At 34.5% G+C, this 16,635-nt stretch carries 14 protein-coding genes and 1 riboswitch; of the genes, 8 read left to right on the plus strand and 6 right to left on the minus strand.

Going from position 1 to position 16,635, the window contains the following annotated elements; genetic code table 11:
- Positions 1-24 precede the first annotated feature (24 nt).
- Positions 25-2,022 (minus strand): catalase, encoded by a 1,998-nt coding sequence (locus BK821_RS04635; protein ID WP_046836898.1) that lies wholly within the window; start codon positions 2,020-2,022, stop codon positions 25-27.
- Between the two features lie 346 nt (positions 2,023-2,368).
- On the opposite strand from BK821_RS04635, the gene nfsA reads away from it, so the two are divergent.
- Together nfsA and BK821_RS04645 are read left to right on the plus strand one after the other, a co-directional pair.
- On the plus strand, positions 2,369-3,124 hold the full coding sequence (gene nfsA / locus BK821_RS04640) for an oxygen-insensitive NADPH nitroreductase (RefSeq protein WP_046836897.1): 756 nt from the start codon (positions 2,369-2,371) through the stop codon (positions 3,122-3,124).
- Between the two features lie 90 nt (positions 3,125-3,214).
- Positions 3,215-3,787, plus strand: coding sequence for a hypothetical protein (locus BK821_RS04645; RefSeq protein ID WP_071331359.1), 573 nt, complete (start codon positions 3,215-3,217; stop codon positions 3,785-3,787).
- A gap of 346 nt (positions 3,788-4,133) precedes the next feature.
- On the opposite strand, the gene BK821_RS04650 is transcribed toward BK821_RS04645, so the two are convergent.
- The 4 genes from BK821_RS04650 to BK821_RS04665 form a co-directional block, all read right to left on the minus strand.
- The gene (locus BK821_RS04650; RefSeq protein WP_071331314.1) at positions 4,134-5,519 is read right to left on the minus strand and encodes an L-cystine transporter; all 1,386 of its coding nucleotides are present in this window, start codon (positions 5,517-5,519) and stop codon (positions 4,134-4,136) included.
- A 274-nt stretch (positions 5,520-5,793) separates the two neighbouring features.
- Entirely contained in the window at positions 5,794-6,807 is a 1,014-nt protein-coding gene (locus BK821_RS04655) for a hypothetical protein (RefSeq protein WP_071331315.1), read from the minus strand.
- A 117-nt stretch (positions 6,808-6,924) separates the two neighbouring features.
- On the minus strand, positions 6,925-7,593 hold the full coding sequence (locus BK821_RS04660) for a hypothetical protein (protein ID WP_046836894.1): 669 nt from the start codon (positions 7,591-7,593) through the stop codon (positions 6,925-6,927).
- 143 nt (positions 7,594-7,736) lie between these two features.
- Positions 7,737-8,150, minus strand: coding sequence for a general stress protein (locus BK821_RS04665; RefSeq protein ID WP_071331316.1), 414 nt, complete (start codon positions 8,148-8,150; stop codon positions 7,737-7,739).
- Between the two features lie 225 nt (positions 8,151-8,375).
- Positions 8,376-8,478, plus strand: a riboswitch (purine riboswitch).
- A 252-nt stretch (positions 8,479-8,730) separates the two neighbouring features.
- On the opposite strand from BK821_RS04665, the gene xpt reads away from it, so the two are divergent.
- The 5 genes from xpt to cspD all read left to right on the plus strand — a co-directional run bounded on the left by xpt (position 8,731) and on the right by cspD (position 14,282).
- On the plus strand, positions 8,731-9,312 hold the full coding sequence (gene xpt, locus BK821_RS04670; RefSeq protein WP_046836892.1) for a xanthine phosphoribosyltransferase: 582 nt from the start codon (positions 8,731-8,733) through the stop codon (positions 9,310-9,312).
- The gene (gene pbuX, locus BK821_RS04675; protein ID WP_071331317.1) at positions 9,309-10,577 is read left to right on the plus strand and encodes a xanthine permease PbuX; all 1,269 of its coding nucleotides are present in this window, start codon (positions 9,309-9,311) and stop codon (positions 10,575-10,577) included. Before xpt ends, pbuX begins: the two co-directional genes overlap by 4 nt.
- A 37-nt stretch (positions 10,578-10,614) precedes the next feature.
- A complete protein-coding gene (gene guaB / locus BK821_RS04680) occupies positions 10,615-12,081 on the plus strand; it encodes an IMP dehydrogenase (RefSeq protein WP_046836890.1) in 1,467 nt (488 codons plus the stop codon).
- A 20-nt stretch (positions 12,082-12,101) separates the two neighbouring features.
- Positions 12,102-13,643 (plus strand): glutamine-hydrolyzing GMP synthase, encoded by a 1,542-nt coding sequence (guaA, locus tag BK821_RS04685; protein WP_046836889.1) that lies wholly within the window; start codon positions 12,102-12,104, stop codon positions 13,641-13,643.
- A 438-nt stretch (positions 13,644-14,081) separates the two neighbouring features.
- On the plus strand, positions 14,082-14,282 hold the full coding sequence (gene cspD / locus BK821_RS04690) for a cold-shock protein CspD (protein ID WP_046836888.1): 201 nt from the start codon (positions 14,082-14,084) through the stop codon (positions 14,280-14,282).
- A 91-nt stretch (positions 14,283-14,373) separates the two neighbouring features.
- Here the strand turns inward: cspD and BK821_RS04695 are convergent, their stop codons facing one another.
- Positions 14,374-15,540: an MFS transporter gene (locus BK821_RS04695; protein WP_071331318.1), complete on the minus strand. Its 1,167-nt coding sequence runs from the start codon at positions 15,538-15,540 to the stop codon at positions 14,374-14,376.
- 129 nt (positions 15,541-15,669) lie between these two features.
- Between BK821_RS04695 and BK821_RS04700 the strand changes: the two genes are divergently transcribed.
- Positions 15,670-16,560, plus strand: a complete 891-nt coding sequence (locus BK821_RS04700; protein WP_071331319.1) for a LysR family transcriptional regulator — start codon at positions 15,670-15,672, stop codon at positions 16,558-16,560.
- Positions 16,561-16,635: the final 75 nt, after the last annotated feature.

Raw genomic sequence — 16,635 nt, forward strand, 5'->3', positions numbered from 1 at the left:
TCAGCTGAGTGATGTGAATTCAACTTATCTGTCCCAATATCTTGCTCTATTAAAAGCTTGAGAAATTGTTTGAGGGCGGTCTGAAACAAAGACACCTGCAGCCTCTAATGATATTTTAGCATTAGACTTAGATAACACTTGAGCTGCATTTTGATTTAAAATTAATGGTTTATTGTGCTTATATGTGAGCTCTGTAAATTCTTCTACAGATGGAAGGATATCGCTACCATCTGATAATACTATAATGCTGTCGAATAACGTTGGATGAGCTGTATCAAATGTTTCAGTTATACCGAATGATTCACTGATATTTTTAGGGTGTTGCCCTACAAAGGCATAGTTCAATTTATTTTCTGTGAATGTTTGGGCATATAATTTTAAAGTTTCTATATCAATGTTCCCATTAATTAAGACAGCGACTGAATGACCTGGTAAAGGTATGTCATATTTTTCCATAGTCAATTGACTGTCTTTAGCGTTAGAGTCAACTTCCTCGTTTGACTCTGGGACTTCTACGCCGACATTTTTGGCGACACGTTCAGCTAGTTCGCGATCCACTTTATTGAGTTGGTTCACTGCATTTTGTTTGACCATAATAGAATTGCACATACCAATTTCGAATGAAAAACCATCGACAGTATGGTCGTATTCATCTTTACTTAAGCTATTCAAATAAAGCTTAGGTTGGCTATAATAGTCTTTAAAACTCTCACTACGTTGACGAATTTTATGGCCTTCAACTTTTTCTTGATAATGCTCATAACCACCATCTTCTTTAGCTGTAGTATGAGGATCATTATTGTTTAGTGCATTTTTATGATAAGCAACTTGGCCTTTATTGATATTCGTTTGATGCATTGCATCTCTTTGATTGTTGTGCACTTCGTTTACTGGTCGATTAATAGGTATTTGGTTAAAGTTTGGACCACCTAATCTTGAAATTTGTGTGTCAGTGTATGAGAATAATCTACCTTGTAATAATGGATCGTTTGAAAAGTCAATGCCAGGAACAATATGTCCAGGATGGAAAGCGGCTTGTTCTGTTTCATCAAAGACATTAGTGACGTTTTTATTAAGTGTCATTTTCCCTATTTTTTGAACCGGTACTTGATCTTCCGGCCAAATCTTTGTAGGATCTAAAATGTCGAAATCAAAATCAAATTCTTGTTCAGGACGAATCACTTGGATACCAAATTCCCACTCAGGGTAATCCCCTTTTTCAATAGATTCATATAAGTCTTTACGATGGAAATCGACATCTTTGCCATGTAATATTTGCGCTTCATCCCAAACGAGTGATTCCAAACCATGCAGTGGCTTCCAATGGAATTTAACAAAATGAGACTGTCCTTGACTATTAACAAGACGAAAAGTGTGTACGCCGAATCCTTCGATCTGTCTAAAATTTTTAGGAATACCACGATCACTCATTGCCCACATTGTTGTGTGTGTTGTTTCAGGATTTTGTGCGAAGAAATCCCAAAAGGTATCATGAGCAGAACCACCTTGGGGCATTTCGTTATGTGGTTCAGGCTTAACTGCATGGATTAAATCTGGGAATTTAATAGCATCTTGAATGAAAAATACGGGGATGTCGTTACCAACTAAATCAAAGATACCTTCATCAGTATAAAATTTAGTTGCAAAACCACGTACATCTCTAACGGTATCTGGTGAACCTTTTGAACCTTGTACAGTGGAAAAGCGAACGAACACGGGTGTCGTTTTATTAGGTTGAGTAAGAAAATCGGCAGAAGTATATTCGGATAAATCTTTGTAAACTTGGAATTCACCGTGTGCGCCAAATCCTCTTGCGTGGACGATGCGTTCAGGAATACGTTCATGGTCGAAGTGCATTATTTTCTCTCTGAAATGAAAGTCCTCTAATAGACTAGGTCCACGTTCTCCAATTGTTAAGGTGTTTTCGTCTTCGCTAACTTTAACGCCATTATTTGTTGTCATTGCTTTATCGTCATTGCTTTTCGTAACTTCATTTAATTGATTTTGTTTTTTATTACTCAAAAAAATCCCCCCACATTTAAATTTTTAGTTATCACAATTTTTGTTTTCCACAAAAAACTAAAAGGAAACATTTACACTTAATTGAGCTGGAACTATATAGTTGTATTTAGCGATACTATTTCTATAGATAATTATTATTTTCAGTAAATAAAATTGTTATCTATATACGCACCTTGTGAGGAAGCGTTTTCGAAATTCCGATTAATATTTTGTGCTGTATTATTAAAATTTAATTTACTGTTTTCCTTTTAATGGTGGGGAAAAATGGGTAAACATAATATAAGCAATCGATGTGTGTGTCTGTTAAGATATGAATATAATTTCTACGTAAAGAGGAGAGGATTTCATGTCTGAACATGTTTATAACTTATTAAAAAAACATCATTCGGTGAGAAGTTTTAAAAAAGAGCCAATTTCAGAAGAGCATATTAAACAACTTGTAGAAGCAGGGCAAAGCGCATCTACATCTAGCTATTTACAAACTTATTCTATCGTTGGTGTACAGGATCCTGAAATTAAAGAAGATTTAAAAGAAGTTTCGGGTCAACCATATGTTGTGGAAAATGGTTACTTATTTGTTTTTGTAATGGATTATTACAGACATTCTATCATTAATGAAGAATCAAAAAGTAATATGGAAACATCATTTGAATCAGCAGAAGGTTTACTTGTAGGAACAATTGATGCAACTTTAGTAGCACAAAATATTGCAGCTACAGCTGAAGACATGGGCTATGGAATCGTTTATTTAGGTTCTTTAAGAAATGATATAGAAAGAGTTAGAGAAGTATTAAATTTACCTGAGCATACTTTCCCACTTTTTGGTATGGCACTGGGTGTACCAGAAGATGATGAAGATGGTAGTCCTAAACCACGTTTACCGTTTGAACACGTTTTCCATCAAGATAGATATAATACTGACAAAGAGCAACAACGAGAAGCGTTAAAATTATATGACCAAACAGTAAGTGAATACTATCAGGCGCGTACGAATGGTGAACGTTCTGAAACATGGTCTAATCAAATTTCTAACTTTATGAGTTCTAAACAAAGATTAGATATGTTGGAACAATTAAATAAGGCCGGCTTTATTAAAAAATAGGCGATTAAGGTTTGAACGTCTCGTTGTTATTATTTAAAATATAAGGTTATTTAGTTAATTTACAAAAGGAAGGGGTTGGTTCTGTTGAGTATGTTTAATAGGTTATTTAGTAAAAAGGTACATGCGATAGATCATCGGAATTCAAGTGATAGATACATCTATTCTTCTACTAGCAAACTAACCCCTGATGAAGTGCAGGATTATTGGGTGAAGGTGGCTCAAAAGCTTGTGGTTGGTACGATGAATTCCGTGGATCACACAGCCGAGCGCATTTTTATTTTGTTGTCTTTTGAAGAAAAAGCGTCTAGTATGGATATTTTTTTCCAAATGGATGGGCAACTTAGAATGTGGAATGATTTAGATGATGAAGATCATAAAAGAGAAATTTCACATAACTTGATTTCTCAAGCGCCTAATATAGTAAAACAAGTAAATTGCTTATATGATAGTGTAGATATGACAAGGATAGCTTATTCTCAAATTCAATTTGAGTTTGAAAGTAAAGCGTGGTATTTACATGATATAACACAGGATAGTGTTGAAGCACAATTAGATAAAGATCCTGCATTTTTGAAGTGGTTCGATGATGTGTCCAAAGCTATTGATGGGCTCCCGTTAGACAGCAAGCAAAAAATAACGTGGGGACCGTTCAAGCCTGTATAATAAGTTGACTTTTAAGTAAATAATTTACGTTGGCTTCTGGAGTGTTTGTTAATTTAACGATTAATAAACACTCCAGAAGTTTTTTATGTATAGATAAAATGGGCATTAGACAAGCAGGTGAGTGCTAACTGTGTTAAGTAAATCAATGTTTTCTGTGTTCATGTATAAAAGTGTTATAGAGATCAAATGATTTGAAGATATTTTGAAATAAAAAAAGCTGGAACCCTCTGCAACGACCTGACGTAATGTTACGTTAAGTGTGCGCGATGGGTTCCAACCTTTTATTTATAATCAGCGAAGTAATTAGAGGACAATAGTTTAAGCAGTTGATATTTTGTAAATCAAATTAACTATTGGCAGTAATTTCACCGTATTCATTTGAATTGTAAGTCTCTTTGTCTAAATTATTTGTGAGTTTTGCAGTACCTGTACCTGCTAGCATAGAATCATTTACATTTAACGCCGTACGTCCCATATCAATTAATGGTTCTACAGAGATAAGTACACCTGCAAGTGCAACTGGTAAATTCAATGTTGAAAGTACTAAGATAGATGCAAATGTTGCACCGCCACCTACGCCAGCAACTCCGAATGAACTAATCACAACGACGCTGATGACCGTTAATATAAATTGTAGATTAACCTCAACACCAGCTGCTGGAGCGACCATAACAGCTAGCATTGCTGGATAAATACCAGCACAGCCATTTTGACCAATAGATAAACCGAATGAAGCGGCGAAGTTTGCAATGCCATCTGGGACGCCTAAACGATTTGTCTGTGTTTGTACATTAAGTGGTAAAGAACCTGCACTTGAACGTGAAGTAAAGGCGAAAAGTAAGACTTCCCCAGTTTTCTTAACGAATGTAACAGGATTTAATCCAATACCAGAAATAATCACGAGATGAATAATATACATAACGATTAACGCTACATAAGATGCTATTACAAATTTACCTAGCGTCCATATGGCGGCGAAGTCGCTTGTCGCAATAGTTGATGTCATAATAGCTAAAATACCATAAGGTGTTAAGCGTAAGACAAACGTTACAATTGCCATCACTAAGGCATATAGAGCATCTATACCACGTTTTAATAAATTACCACTTTCTGGTTGTTTACGCATAACACGTAAAAAGGCGAAACCAATGAATGCGGCAAAGATAACGACTGCAATGGTTGATGTCGTACGTTGACCTGTGAAATCTAAGAATGGATTACTTGGCAATAATTCTAAGATTTGTTGAGGTAATGTATTGGCTGACATATCTTTAGCTTGGCTTGCGATTTCACTACCACGTGAACTTTCAGCATTTCCTAAATCGATTGTTGAAGCATCTAAGCCAAATACAAGTGCTGAAATAATACCTACAATTGCCGCAATGGCAACTGTACCAATTAAAAATGTGAAAATATAAATACCAATTTTAGCAAATTTATCGCCAATTTTAATTTTAGTGAATGCTGACACGATAGAAATAAAGATTAATGGCATGACTATCATTTGTAGTAATGCGATGTAGCCATCTCCAACGATGCTAAACCAGTCTGTTGTCTGTTTAGTTATGCTAGAGTCCACACCGTAAATAAGATGGATGACAATACCGTAAACGATACCGATACCTAATGCAGTAAAGACACGTTTTGGAAATGAAACATGTCTTTTATTCATTGCATATAATACGATGAGGAAGGCCACGAAAATAATAATGTTTAGAATAGTTAATAACATAAATAAGGACCCACACTTTCTTTTTAATATTTTTGTAATCCGATACGCCTACTAAGGATAGTAGCAAATTCAATAATATTCAAGCTTATTACTCAATAAATTTATAAAATTAAAATGACTTTATTTTCTGACAATAATTGCGTGCGTTTAAATGCTTCACATTGACGAAATAGAGTGGGGGGGACCTTATTTAAGACGATGTTTGATGAGGTTAATTGAGTAGATAAAAAAACCATTCCAATAAAATGGAATGGTTTATATAGAGTGATTGATATTATAAATTAAATAATTTAGCGAAGAAGCCCTTACGTTCTTCTTTTGGTTGTTCATTTGTAACAGGTGATGTGTATGTTTGATTATCTGATGTAGCCGTCGCAACGTCTTCATTTGATGTGTATGTTTGGTCATCTTCCGATACGCTATCACTTTGAATTGTTGCAGTATCAGTTGTTGTTTGATCATCTATCGTTACATCTTTTGATTCATTGCTGCTAGTTGAATCATTAGGTGTATGCGTATCATCTGCTTTTGTTTCAGTAATAGGTGATACAGATGGTTGTTCGCTTACTGCTGTAATTTCAGTATCTTCTGTTTGTACTTGGGCTGAAGTATTGTCTTTATCTTCAGAAGTGTTATTAGTAATTTCGTTAGTGTGTGCATGTGTTTGTTCTGTTGTAGTGTCAGTCAGTATGTCTTTAGTACTAGCTGTTGTAGTACTTTGGTCAGCACTGATATGATTTGTTTCAACATTTGCTTGTGCAATACTTGTTTGTTCTTGTTGTGAATCTTGGATTGCATTTTGTGTTGTTTTGATTTCGTCTGTTGATGTTTGAATGGCTTTCAATGATTCTGTATTTGAATCTAATTTAGTTGTGATTTGCTCCTGCATTTCACGTAATTCAGTTTGCTGTTGATGTACTTGGTTAATCATTTGACCAAGCATTTGACGTTCATCACGCATCTTCTGAATTTCAGAACGTAAATCATCTACGAGTTGAGAAACATTTTGATCAGTTGGTAAATGGTTATTGTCTTCTTTTACAAGTACTTGTAAAAAATCTTTTTCTTTTTCTAGCTCATCGAAAGCTAAGTCATAACTATTCGTTTGTTTAACTTTTTCCGCAATATCTTGGAAAAGTTCGATATCCTCTTCTTGGAAATCAGTAGCTTCACGGCCACGGTATTCTGTTTTACTAAGCTGGTAACCGCGTTCTTCTAAATGTTGAACGATTTTACGGACTTGTTTTTCACTTAGCTCAACGCGTTGTGCAAATTCTTTGGTTAACATAGAAATAAGTCCTTTCATAATTGGTTTATGTATACGGACGTTTGTCTTCGGTTAGTGAAACGTCAGTCTTACCTCTACGTTAGTTTAACCTCTTTTAATAGTGATTTCAAGTGGTTCTCACAATCGTTTGCGCAAATCCATTTCTTCAAGTAATGGATAAATAATACTCCTAGAGATTCTATTAGCAAACACATATTTCAAAATGTAATTTGATTTAATGCTTGGACCAAAGATGTCTTTAGTCAATTCGATATTCGATTTTATAAACAAGTCTTTTGGTATACCATTTGAATTTCCATGAATGCCCGGTGATAAATAATCAATATCAAATTGTCTTTCGAAACCATGTTCGAAGAGAAATTGACGTCTGTTATCCAAGACCTGTACATCAACTTCAGAAATTTCATCTGGTTCTTTTTCTACTTCTAACATAATGAAATTGACATCATGTGAATGTAATTGGTTAGATAAAGTGTTGATTTCAGCTTGGATACGTTCTAGTGTTAAAGTGATTAATTCGTCATGGTTTGGCTGGTCATTGGCGATTAAATAGATTAAAAAGGCAGAATTTGTGGTAGCTTCGTAGTGTGCAGTCGCTAGACTTACAGGGGCACCATCTTCTATACCTACTAAAAATACATAATCATCCTTTGTATGTACATTCTTTAAAGATTGTTTGAATATATGTTCTTCTTCTGATAAACCGATATCAAATTTTCCATCGTATAGTTTGATAGCTAAATCAAACAATGGATCGTCAATTGATGTGATGGTTTTAAACTCCATAGATGATCCTCCCCCAAAAATTATTGCGTTCATTATAACATAGTCAATTTTATATCATTAATCTAGTCTTTGAATAGTTATGTATGTAACTTAAAAGTGGACATTAACTTAGGTCGTTAATGTCCACAAAGTGAGTGATCTACTTAAGATTTAGGTCCTCTTGATTCTTCAGCATAGTGATTAAGTTCTTCATTCGGATCATAAGCAGCGTTAGCTTCTTCTACTTCTTCATGAGAAGAAGTATCTTTTGTCGCTATTACAATATATTTATGATCTAAAATCTCTTTTTTATATCTTTCTTTATCACTTTCGGAAAGATTGAAATAAGACAAGACAATATCTTCTCCATCTTCTCCAACTAAAAGTCGTGCCATTTTATCACTAAATGTGCCACTCGTCGAAGTTAAACTCACTTCAGAATCATTTAATTCTTCAATATGAAGTTTAGACTTACTAACTACTGATAGTTCTGATTCTTTATAGCCCTCAGAAAGCTTAGTTCTAATCGTTTTTAATAATGCGTCTTCGCTGTTTTCTACAATAGTGAAATCTGACATTTAAAGCCCCTCCATCCGTTGTTCTGTGAATAATTAATACTTACCCTTATAAATATGATGTAAAACGAATATAACTTTATTATATAACGAAGTTTTGGACAAGACAAATATGAATTTAACAGTATTTAAAGCGATTACATATTGAGGATGAGATTAAATAAACATTGGTGTAAAGCGATTACATATAAAGTTCATATTGAAAAGAAGGCCGAAGTTTGCTATCATCAGTTAATAATTTATCTAACTCATATAATCTAAAGGATACGGCTTTAGAAGTTTCTACCATGTCGCCATTAACGATGTGACTATGAGTAACCTATACAATACACAAGTAATTCGTATTCAGCCGTTCTTTAAGTTGTTTGGACTTTAAACACTTATATAGGACATATATACCAACGTTGATGTTAGTCTAACTTTTATACATATAATTGGGAAATGAATGTAGAAGGTTTAATTACAACAGCACAAGTTATAAGTTGGAGAATCACTGATTTTGGTATTGCAAGTTCACTCATAGATCCTGAAACTAAGTTAGTTTAGGGTTTTTTTTGTACACAAAATGAGGAGGTTTTTTCGAGTGGATTTGTTGAAACAGAAAGTCGAAGCAGATGGTGTAGTGATTGATGAAAAGATTTTAAAAGTTGACGGATTTTTAAATCATCAAATTGATGCAAAGTTAATGCATAGCGTGGGACAGACTTTTTATGAACAATTTAAAGAAGCAGGTATTACTAAAATATTAACGATAGAAGCTTCAGGTATTGCCCCGGCAATTATGGCGGCCATGCATTTTGATGTGCCATGTTTATTTGCTAAAAAGGCAAAACCTAGCACTTTAACAAAAGAGGCCTATCAAGCAGATATTCATTCATTCACAAAAAACACAACAAGCACTGTCATCGTCGCTAAGGAGTTTCTTGGAGCGCATGACCGTGTATTAATCATCGATGATTTTTTAGCAAATGGTGATGCTTCACTTGGATTAAATGAGATAGTACAACAAGCGCAGGCAACAACTGTGGGCGTGGGTATAGTAGTAGAGAAGAGTTTCCAACCAGGTAGAGAACGATTAGAGCAAGCAGGTCTTAAGGTTTCATCATTATGTAAAGTGGCTTCTTTAAGTGGTAATAAGGTAACATTTGTAGGAGAAGAAGTATGAAAACCTTCATTTTAAGTTTACAGCATCTGTTAGCAATGTATGCAGGGGCTATACTTGTACCAATAATAGTAGGAACAAGTTTAGATTTTACGCCAGAACAAATTGCTTTCTTAGTTACTGTGGATATATTTATGTGCGGTTTAGCAACATTCTTACAAGTTTGGAAAGGCACGGGTACCGGTCTTCCTATTGTATTAGGGTGTACTTTTACAGCTGTTGCACCGATGATCTTAATTGGACAAACGAAAGGCATTAGTGATTTGTACGGTTCTTTATTCTTATCGGGAATTTTAGTCGTAATCATTGCGCCATTTTTTTCACATCTAGTGAAGTTCTTCCCGCCAGTAGTTACAGGAAGCGTTGTAACAATTATTGGTATTAACTTAATGCCTGTTGCAATGAATTACTTAGCGGGTGGTGAAGGCGCAAAAGATTATGGTGATGCTAAGAATATTATACTTGGAGCAACGACATTAATTATTATTCTTATAGTACAACGGCTAACGACGGGATTTTTAAAATCCATTGCTATCTTAATAGGATTGATTGTTGGCACAGTTCTAGCATCATTCTTAGGTATCGTAGATGTAAATCAAATCGGGTCTGCGCATTGGTTTGCGCTACCGCAACCATTTAGATTTGCTACGTTTAGTTTTGATTTCGGTGCAACACTTGTATTCTTTATTGTTGCATTAGTCAGTTTAATTGAATCCACAGGTGTATATCACGCTTTAAGTGAAATTACTGGGAAAAAGCTTGAACGTAAAGATTTTCGCAAGGGTTATACTGCGGAAGGAATTGCCATCATATTAGGATCAATATTTAATGCGTTTCCTTATACAGCATATTCGCAAAATGTTGGTTTAGTATCATTGTCAGGCGCTAAAAAGAATAATGTTATTTATGGCATGGTTATATTATTGCTTATTTGTGGCTGTATTCCTAAATTAGGTGCCTTAGCAAATATGATCCCACTTCCAGTTTTAGGTGGCGCTATGATAGCAATGTTTGGCATGGTTATGGCATATGGTGTTAGTATATTAGGTAATATTAATTTTAAGAATCAAAATAATTTGTTGATTATTGCTGTATCAGTTGGACTAGGAACGGGTATAAGTGCAGTACCTCAAGCATTTAAAGCCTTAGGTGAGCAGTTTGCATGGTTAACGCAAAATGGTATTGTCCTTGGAGCAATTTCGGCAATTATTTTAAATTTCTTTTTTAATGGAATTAAGTATCAACAAAAAACGGAAGTTATGAAATAATGTAACTATCAAACAAATAATAGGAGGCTGTACGAGTATGTGGGAAAATAAGTTTGAAAAAGAATCTTTAACTTTTGACGATGTGTTATTGTTACCAGCAGAATCAGATGTTTTACCGAAAGAAGTAGATTTAAGTGTTCAATTATCAGAAGGTGTTAAATTGAACATACCAATCCTTTCAGCAGGTATGGACACAGTGACTGAATCAAAAATGGCTATAGCAATGGCGAGACAAGGTGGTCTTGGTGTTATTCACAAAAATATGAACATCGAAGATCAAGCAGATGAAGTTCAAAAAGTAAAACGCTCTGAAAATGGTGTTATTTCGAATCCATTCTACTTAACGCCTGAAGAAAGTGTTTATGAAGCGGAAGCATTAATGGGCAAATATCGTATCTCAGGTGTGCCGATTGTTAATAATACATCAGATAGACAGTTTGTAGGTATTATTACTAACCGTGATTTACGTTTTATTGAAGACTTTTCTATTAAAATTTCTGATGTTATGACAAAAGATAATTTAGTGACTGCTCCAGTTGGTACAACTTTGGATGAAGCTGAACATTTATTACAACAGCATAAAATCGAGAAACTTCCATTAGTAAAAGAAGGTCGCTTAGAAGGTTTAATCACAATTAAAGATATCGAAAAAGTACTTGAATTCCCGAATTCTGCTAAAGATGCTCATGGTAGATTATTAGTTGGAGCAGCAATTGGTATTGCGAAAGATACTGATATCCGTGCTGAAAAATTAGTAGAAGCTGGCGTAGATGCATTAGTTATCGATACAGCGCACGGTCATTCTAAAGGCGTATTACAACAAGTTAAACACATTAAAGAGAAATTCCCACAAGTTACTTTAATTGCTGGTAATGTTGCTACAGCTGAAGGTACAAAAGCATTATACGAAGCAGGCGCCGATGTTGTTAAAGTTGGTATAGGTCCTGGTTCAATTTGTACTACACGTGTAGTAGCAGGTGTTGGTGTTCCACAAATCACAGCTGTTTATGATTGTGCAACTGAAGCACGTAAACATGGTAAAGCGATTATTGCTGATGGCGGTATTAAATTCTCAGGAGACATCATTAAAGCATTAGCTGCTGGTGGACATGCAGTTATGTTAGGTAGCTTACTTGCTGGTACAGAAGAAAGCCCAGGAGAAACTGAAGTATTCCAAGGTAGACAGTATAAAGTTTATCGTGGCATGGGTTCTTTAGGCGCTATGGAAAGTGGTTCTAACGATCGTTATTTCCAAGAAGATAAAACGCCTAAAAAATTCGTTCCAGAAGGTATTGAAGGACGTATTGCTTTTAAAGGACAACTGCAAGATACAGTTTATCAACTTATGGGCGGCGTAAGATCTGGTATGGGTTATACTGGTTCACGTAATTTGGAAGCTTTAAGAGAAGAAGCTCAATTTACACGCATGGGACCTGCTGGTTTAGCAGAAAGTCACCCACATGACATTCAAATCACAAAAGAATCACCAAATTATTCATTCTAAGTTAAAGGAGATTTAAAGTTATGGAAATGGCGAAAGAGCAAGAGCTCATACTTGTTTTAGACTTTGGTAGCCAATACAACCAGCTAATTACACGTCGTATTCGTGAAATGGGTGTATATAGCGAATTACACGACCACGAAATAAGTATTGATGAGATTAAGCAATTAAATCCTAAAGGTATTATTCTTTCTGGTGGACCAAACTCAGTATATGAAGAGGATTCATTTACGATTGATCCAGAAATTTATAATCTAGGCATTCCTATTTTAGGAATTTGTTATGGTATGCAACTAACAACTAAATTACTAGGTGGTAAAGTTGAACGTGCCAACGAACGTGAATACGGTAAAGCAGTTATAAATGCTAAGACAGACGAGTTATTCTTCGGTTTACCTGAAGAACAAAATGTTTGGATGAGCCATTCAGATAAAGTAATCGAAATCCCAGAAGGTTTCGAAGTGATTGCTGATAGTCCAAGTACAAATTATGCAGCAATTGAAGATAAAGCACGTCGCATTTATGGCGTACAATTCCATCCAGAAGTACGTCACACTGAATTCGGCAATGATTTATTACGTAACTTTGTTCGCCGTGTCTGTGATTGTACAGGAGAATGGTCAATGGAAAATTTCATTGAAATTGAAATTGAAAAAATTCGTAACCTAGTTGGAGATCGCAGAGTATTATGTGCCATGAGTGGTGGCGTAGACTCATCTGTTGTAGCAGTATTACTACACAAAGCAATTGGTGATCAATTAACGTGTATCTTCGTAGACCACGGTTTATTACGTAAAGGCGAAGGCGATATGGTTATGGATCAGTTCGGTGAAGGCTTTAACATGAATATTATTCGTGTCAATGCACAAGAACGATTCATGAGTAAATTAAAAGGTATTTCAGATCCTGAACAAAAACGTAAAATTATCGGTAACGAGTTTGTGTATGTATTTGATGATGAAGCATCTAAATTAGAAGGCGTAGATTTCCTAGCACAAGGTACGCTGTATACAGATGTTATTGAATCAGGTACGAAGACTGCTCAAACGATTAAATCACATCACAATGTGGGCGGATTGCCAGAAGATATGGACTTCCAACTTATAGAACCAATTAATACATTGTTTAAAGACGAAGTACGTGAATTAGGTATCGAATTAGGTATTCCAGAACATTTAGTATGGAGACAACCATTCCCAGGACCAGGTCTAGGTATTCGTGTCTTAGGTGAAATTACAGAAGATAAACTAGAGGTCGTACGTGAATCTGACGCAATTTTAAGACAAGTTATCCGTGAGGAAGGGCTTGAACGCGAGATTTGGCAGTATTTCACAGTATTACCAGGCATCCAATCTGTAGGTGTTATGGGAGACTACCGTACGTATGATCATACAGTAGGTATTCGTGCAGTAACTTCTATTGATGGTATGACAAGTGACTTTGCACGTATTGACTGGGAAGTCTTACAAAAGATTTCAAGTCGTATTGTAAATGAAGTGGACCACGTTAACCGCGTTGTCTATGACATTACTTCTAAGCCACCAAGCACAATCGAGTGGGAATAATAGTATAGAATGAATCAACCCCCTTAGGCATAGGCTAAAGGGGGTTTTGTGCTGATACTTTTATTCTAATGGGTGAAAATCATAATTTAAAAGTATTTATTAAAGTTTATATATACATGAAATTGTTGAAACTATTCACCGCATTGAGTCAATGAATATTAAGAGAAGTAGTTACTTGTTCATGATGAAATACATACAATCATAAGGATTTATATATAAAATAATATGTAGTTTAATACAATATATTTAAGCTACAGATTAAATATTTAAATTAAATTACAAAAAGGGGTATACAAACACAAGTATTACAGTTATAATAGGTATTAAGTAATTTAGTTCGTGAAATTGATTTGTAGTTTTATTCTTTTGAATTTACTCCTTTTGATTTTTTTAGACAGATTACAAATATTCGTGCAAAAGCACATGGAGGAATTTAATATGAATAACGGTACAGTTAAATGGTTTAACGCAGAAAAAGGTTTTGGTTTCATCGAAGTTGAAGGTGGAAACGACGTATTCGTTCACTTCTCAGCTATCACTCAAGACGGTTACAAATCATTAGAAGAAGGACAAGCTGTTGAATTCGAAATCGTTGACGGCGACCGCGGTCCTCAAGCAGCAAACGTTGTTAAACTATAATAACGGTTAAAAGACGAGTCTAACTCGTCTTTTTTTTTATGTCTTTTTTTAATAATATAAACAACCTCTATATAATGAATATAGAGGTTGTTTATATTATTAAGTTAAAAACTATCGTCAACTTTTTATTTCTAATTACAATTAATAGAACATTGACGATACTAGCTAATATACCAATCATCAAAACATAATTCGAACCTAACGTAGCGATGAATAAACCGCCTATAAACGTACCAATTGTTGTTCCTGTATTAACAGCGGATAAAAAGATTCCATTAGATAAATCAGGTGCATCAGGCGCTGATGAAGTAATCATAAACTGAGTTGTATTTGCGGTAAGGCCTGCTAAAATTCCCCATACCATTGTAATAACCATCATAGGAATAAAAAATGATCCTAAACTAAACATAAATCCATATACTATAATTAAAGCAAAAGGTAATAATAACATTGCTTTTTTAGGAATCATCGTTAATAATTTTCCAGCAATAATATTACCTAATATATTTGAAAAGCCATATAAGAAAAGTGTAATTGAAACGAGGTTTCCATGAATTTCTGTAACGATATTTAAGTAATCAGTCAAATAACTATAAACACCAAAAATGGCTGCATTAAAAAATATAGCTGCAATGATTGAAATCCAAGTCAATGGTCGTTTTAATACTTTTAATTGTGAACTATACGAGTGAGATGATTCGCTTGGCATGGTAGGTACAAAGCATAAAGTCAAAATAAGAACAATGAGATTTATTAGTGCAAAGAACAATAAGGCGATTTGTAAGTTAAATTGAGTAGCTAAAAAATTAACGATAGGAACGCCCACAACCATGCCAGCTGATACACCAATAAATACACGTGATACAGCCTTAGGTACATCTTTTTTATCTACTGAATCAGCTGCAACTGAAAAAGCTAAAGCAGTATATACTGGGTGGAAAATAGCTGGAATAATTCGTGCAAGTAATAAGACAGCAAAACTTGATGTAAATACAGATATCAAATTACTTATTACGAAGATGGTTAAAACGAATAACATTACTTTTTTTCTTTCTATTTTAGACAGTAGTAATGGAGTAATTGGTCCAGATAAAGCAATACCAATTGCAAAAACTGAGACTAACCAGCCAGCAGTAGCAGTAGTCACATTAAATTGTTTGGCAATTTGAGGGATTAACCCTATAAATCCCATCTCAGTATTTAAAATACCAAAAACACCAATAGTTAATATGAGTACGATTAATTTATTGTTGTTCAAAGTCGATACACTCCTCAATAAATGATACAAAGTTTGATACATAAAGTGTAAAGGGTATAATAAGATATAACAAATACCTAATTATTATCTCCAGATATACAAAAAATGAATAACAAAGGTGGGTATTAAATGGAATTGAGAACCTTATATTATTTTGTCACTGTAGCAAAAGAAGAAAGTATCACACGTGCAGCAAACGCCTTACATATTACGCAACCAACATTATCACGCCAAATTAAAGACTTGGAGAGTGAAATGGGCGTTAAATTATTTAAAAGAAGCAATCACAATATTCACATTACGGAAGAAGGCATTTTATTAAAGAAAAGAGCAGAAGAATTGCTTGAAATGTCGCAAAAAATACAAGATGAATTTAAATTTTTAGATAAACAAGTAGAAGGTAATGTCTATATTGGTTGTGGAGAAACAAAAGGTATTAGAATTATTGCGGATATCTTTAGGCGCATTCAAGTACAACACCCTAATATACATTTTCATGTCTATAGTGGTAATGCGGAAGATATTACAAGTAGATTGGATAAAGGGTTATTAGATTTTGGAATCTTAATTCAACCAGCAAATTTAAATAAATATAAAGCTTTAAATTTACCTTCTTATGATGAATGGGGTATAGTCGTAAAGCGGGATCACCCTTTATCCAAAAAATCATTTATTGAAAAAAAAGAGCTTCTCCACATGCCACTGATATGTTCGAGACAAGTACTAGATAGGTCACTTTCAAATAATGAGTTTGCAGGGTGGTTTGGCGATGCTTTTGACCAATTGAATATTGTAGCAACATTTAACCTAGCCTATAATGCCGGATTGATGGTCAAAGAAGATGTGGGTTATGCCATTACTTTAGACAGTATCATTGAAGCATCTGTTGAAAATAACTTATGCTTTATACCATTAAAACCACAATTAATTGCAAAACATAATATTGTTTGGAGAAAAGATCATACTTTTTCAAAAGCAGCACAATTGTTTTTAGAACGAGCAAAAGATGTTTGTAAATAAATCGATTCGAAGAGGTGATTTTATAGTCCTATAATTCAAATAAAAAGCCCCCATCACTATGGATGAGGGGCTTTT

This window comes from Staphylococcus sp. LCT-H4, from assembly GCF_001866145.1.
Taxonomy (GTDB): domain Bacteria; phylum Bacillota; class Bacilli; order Staphylococcales; family Staphylococcaceae; genus Staphylococcus; species Staphylococcus succinus.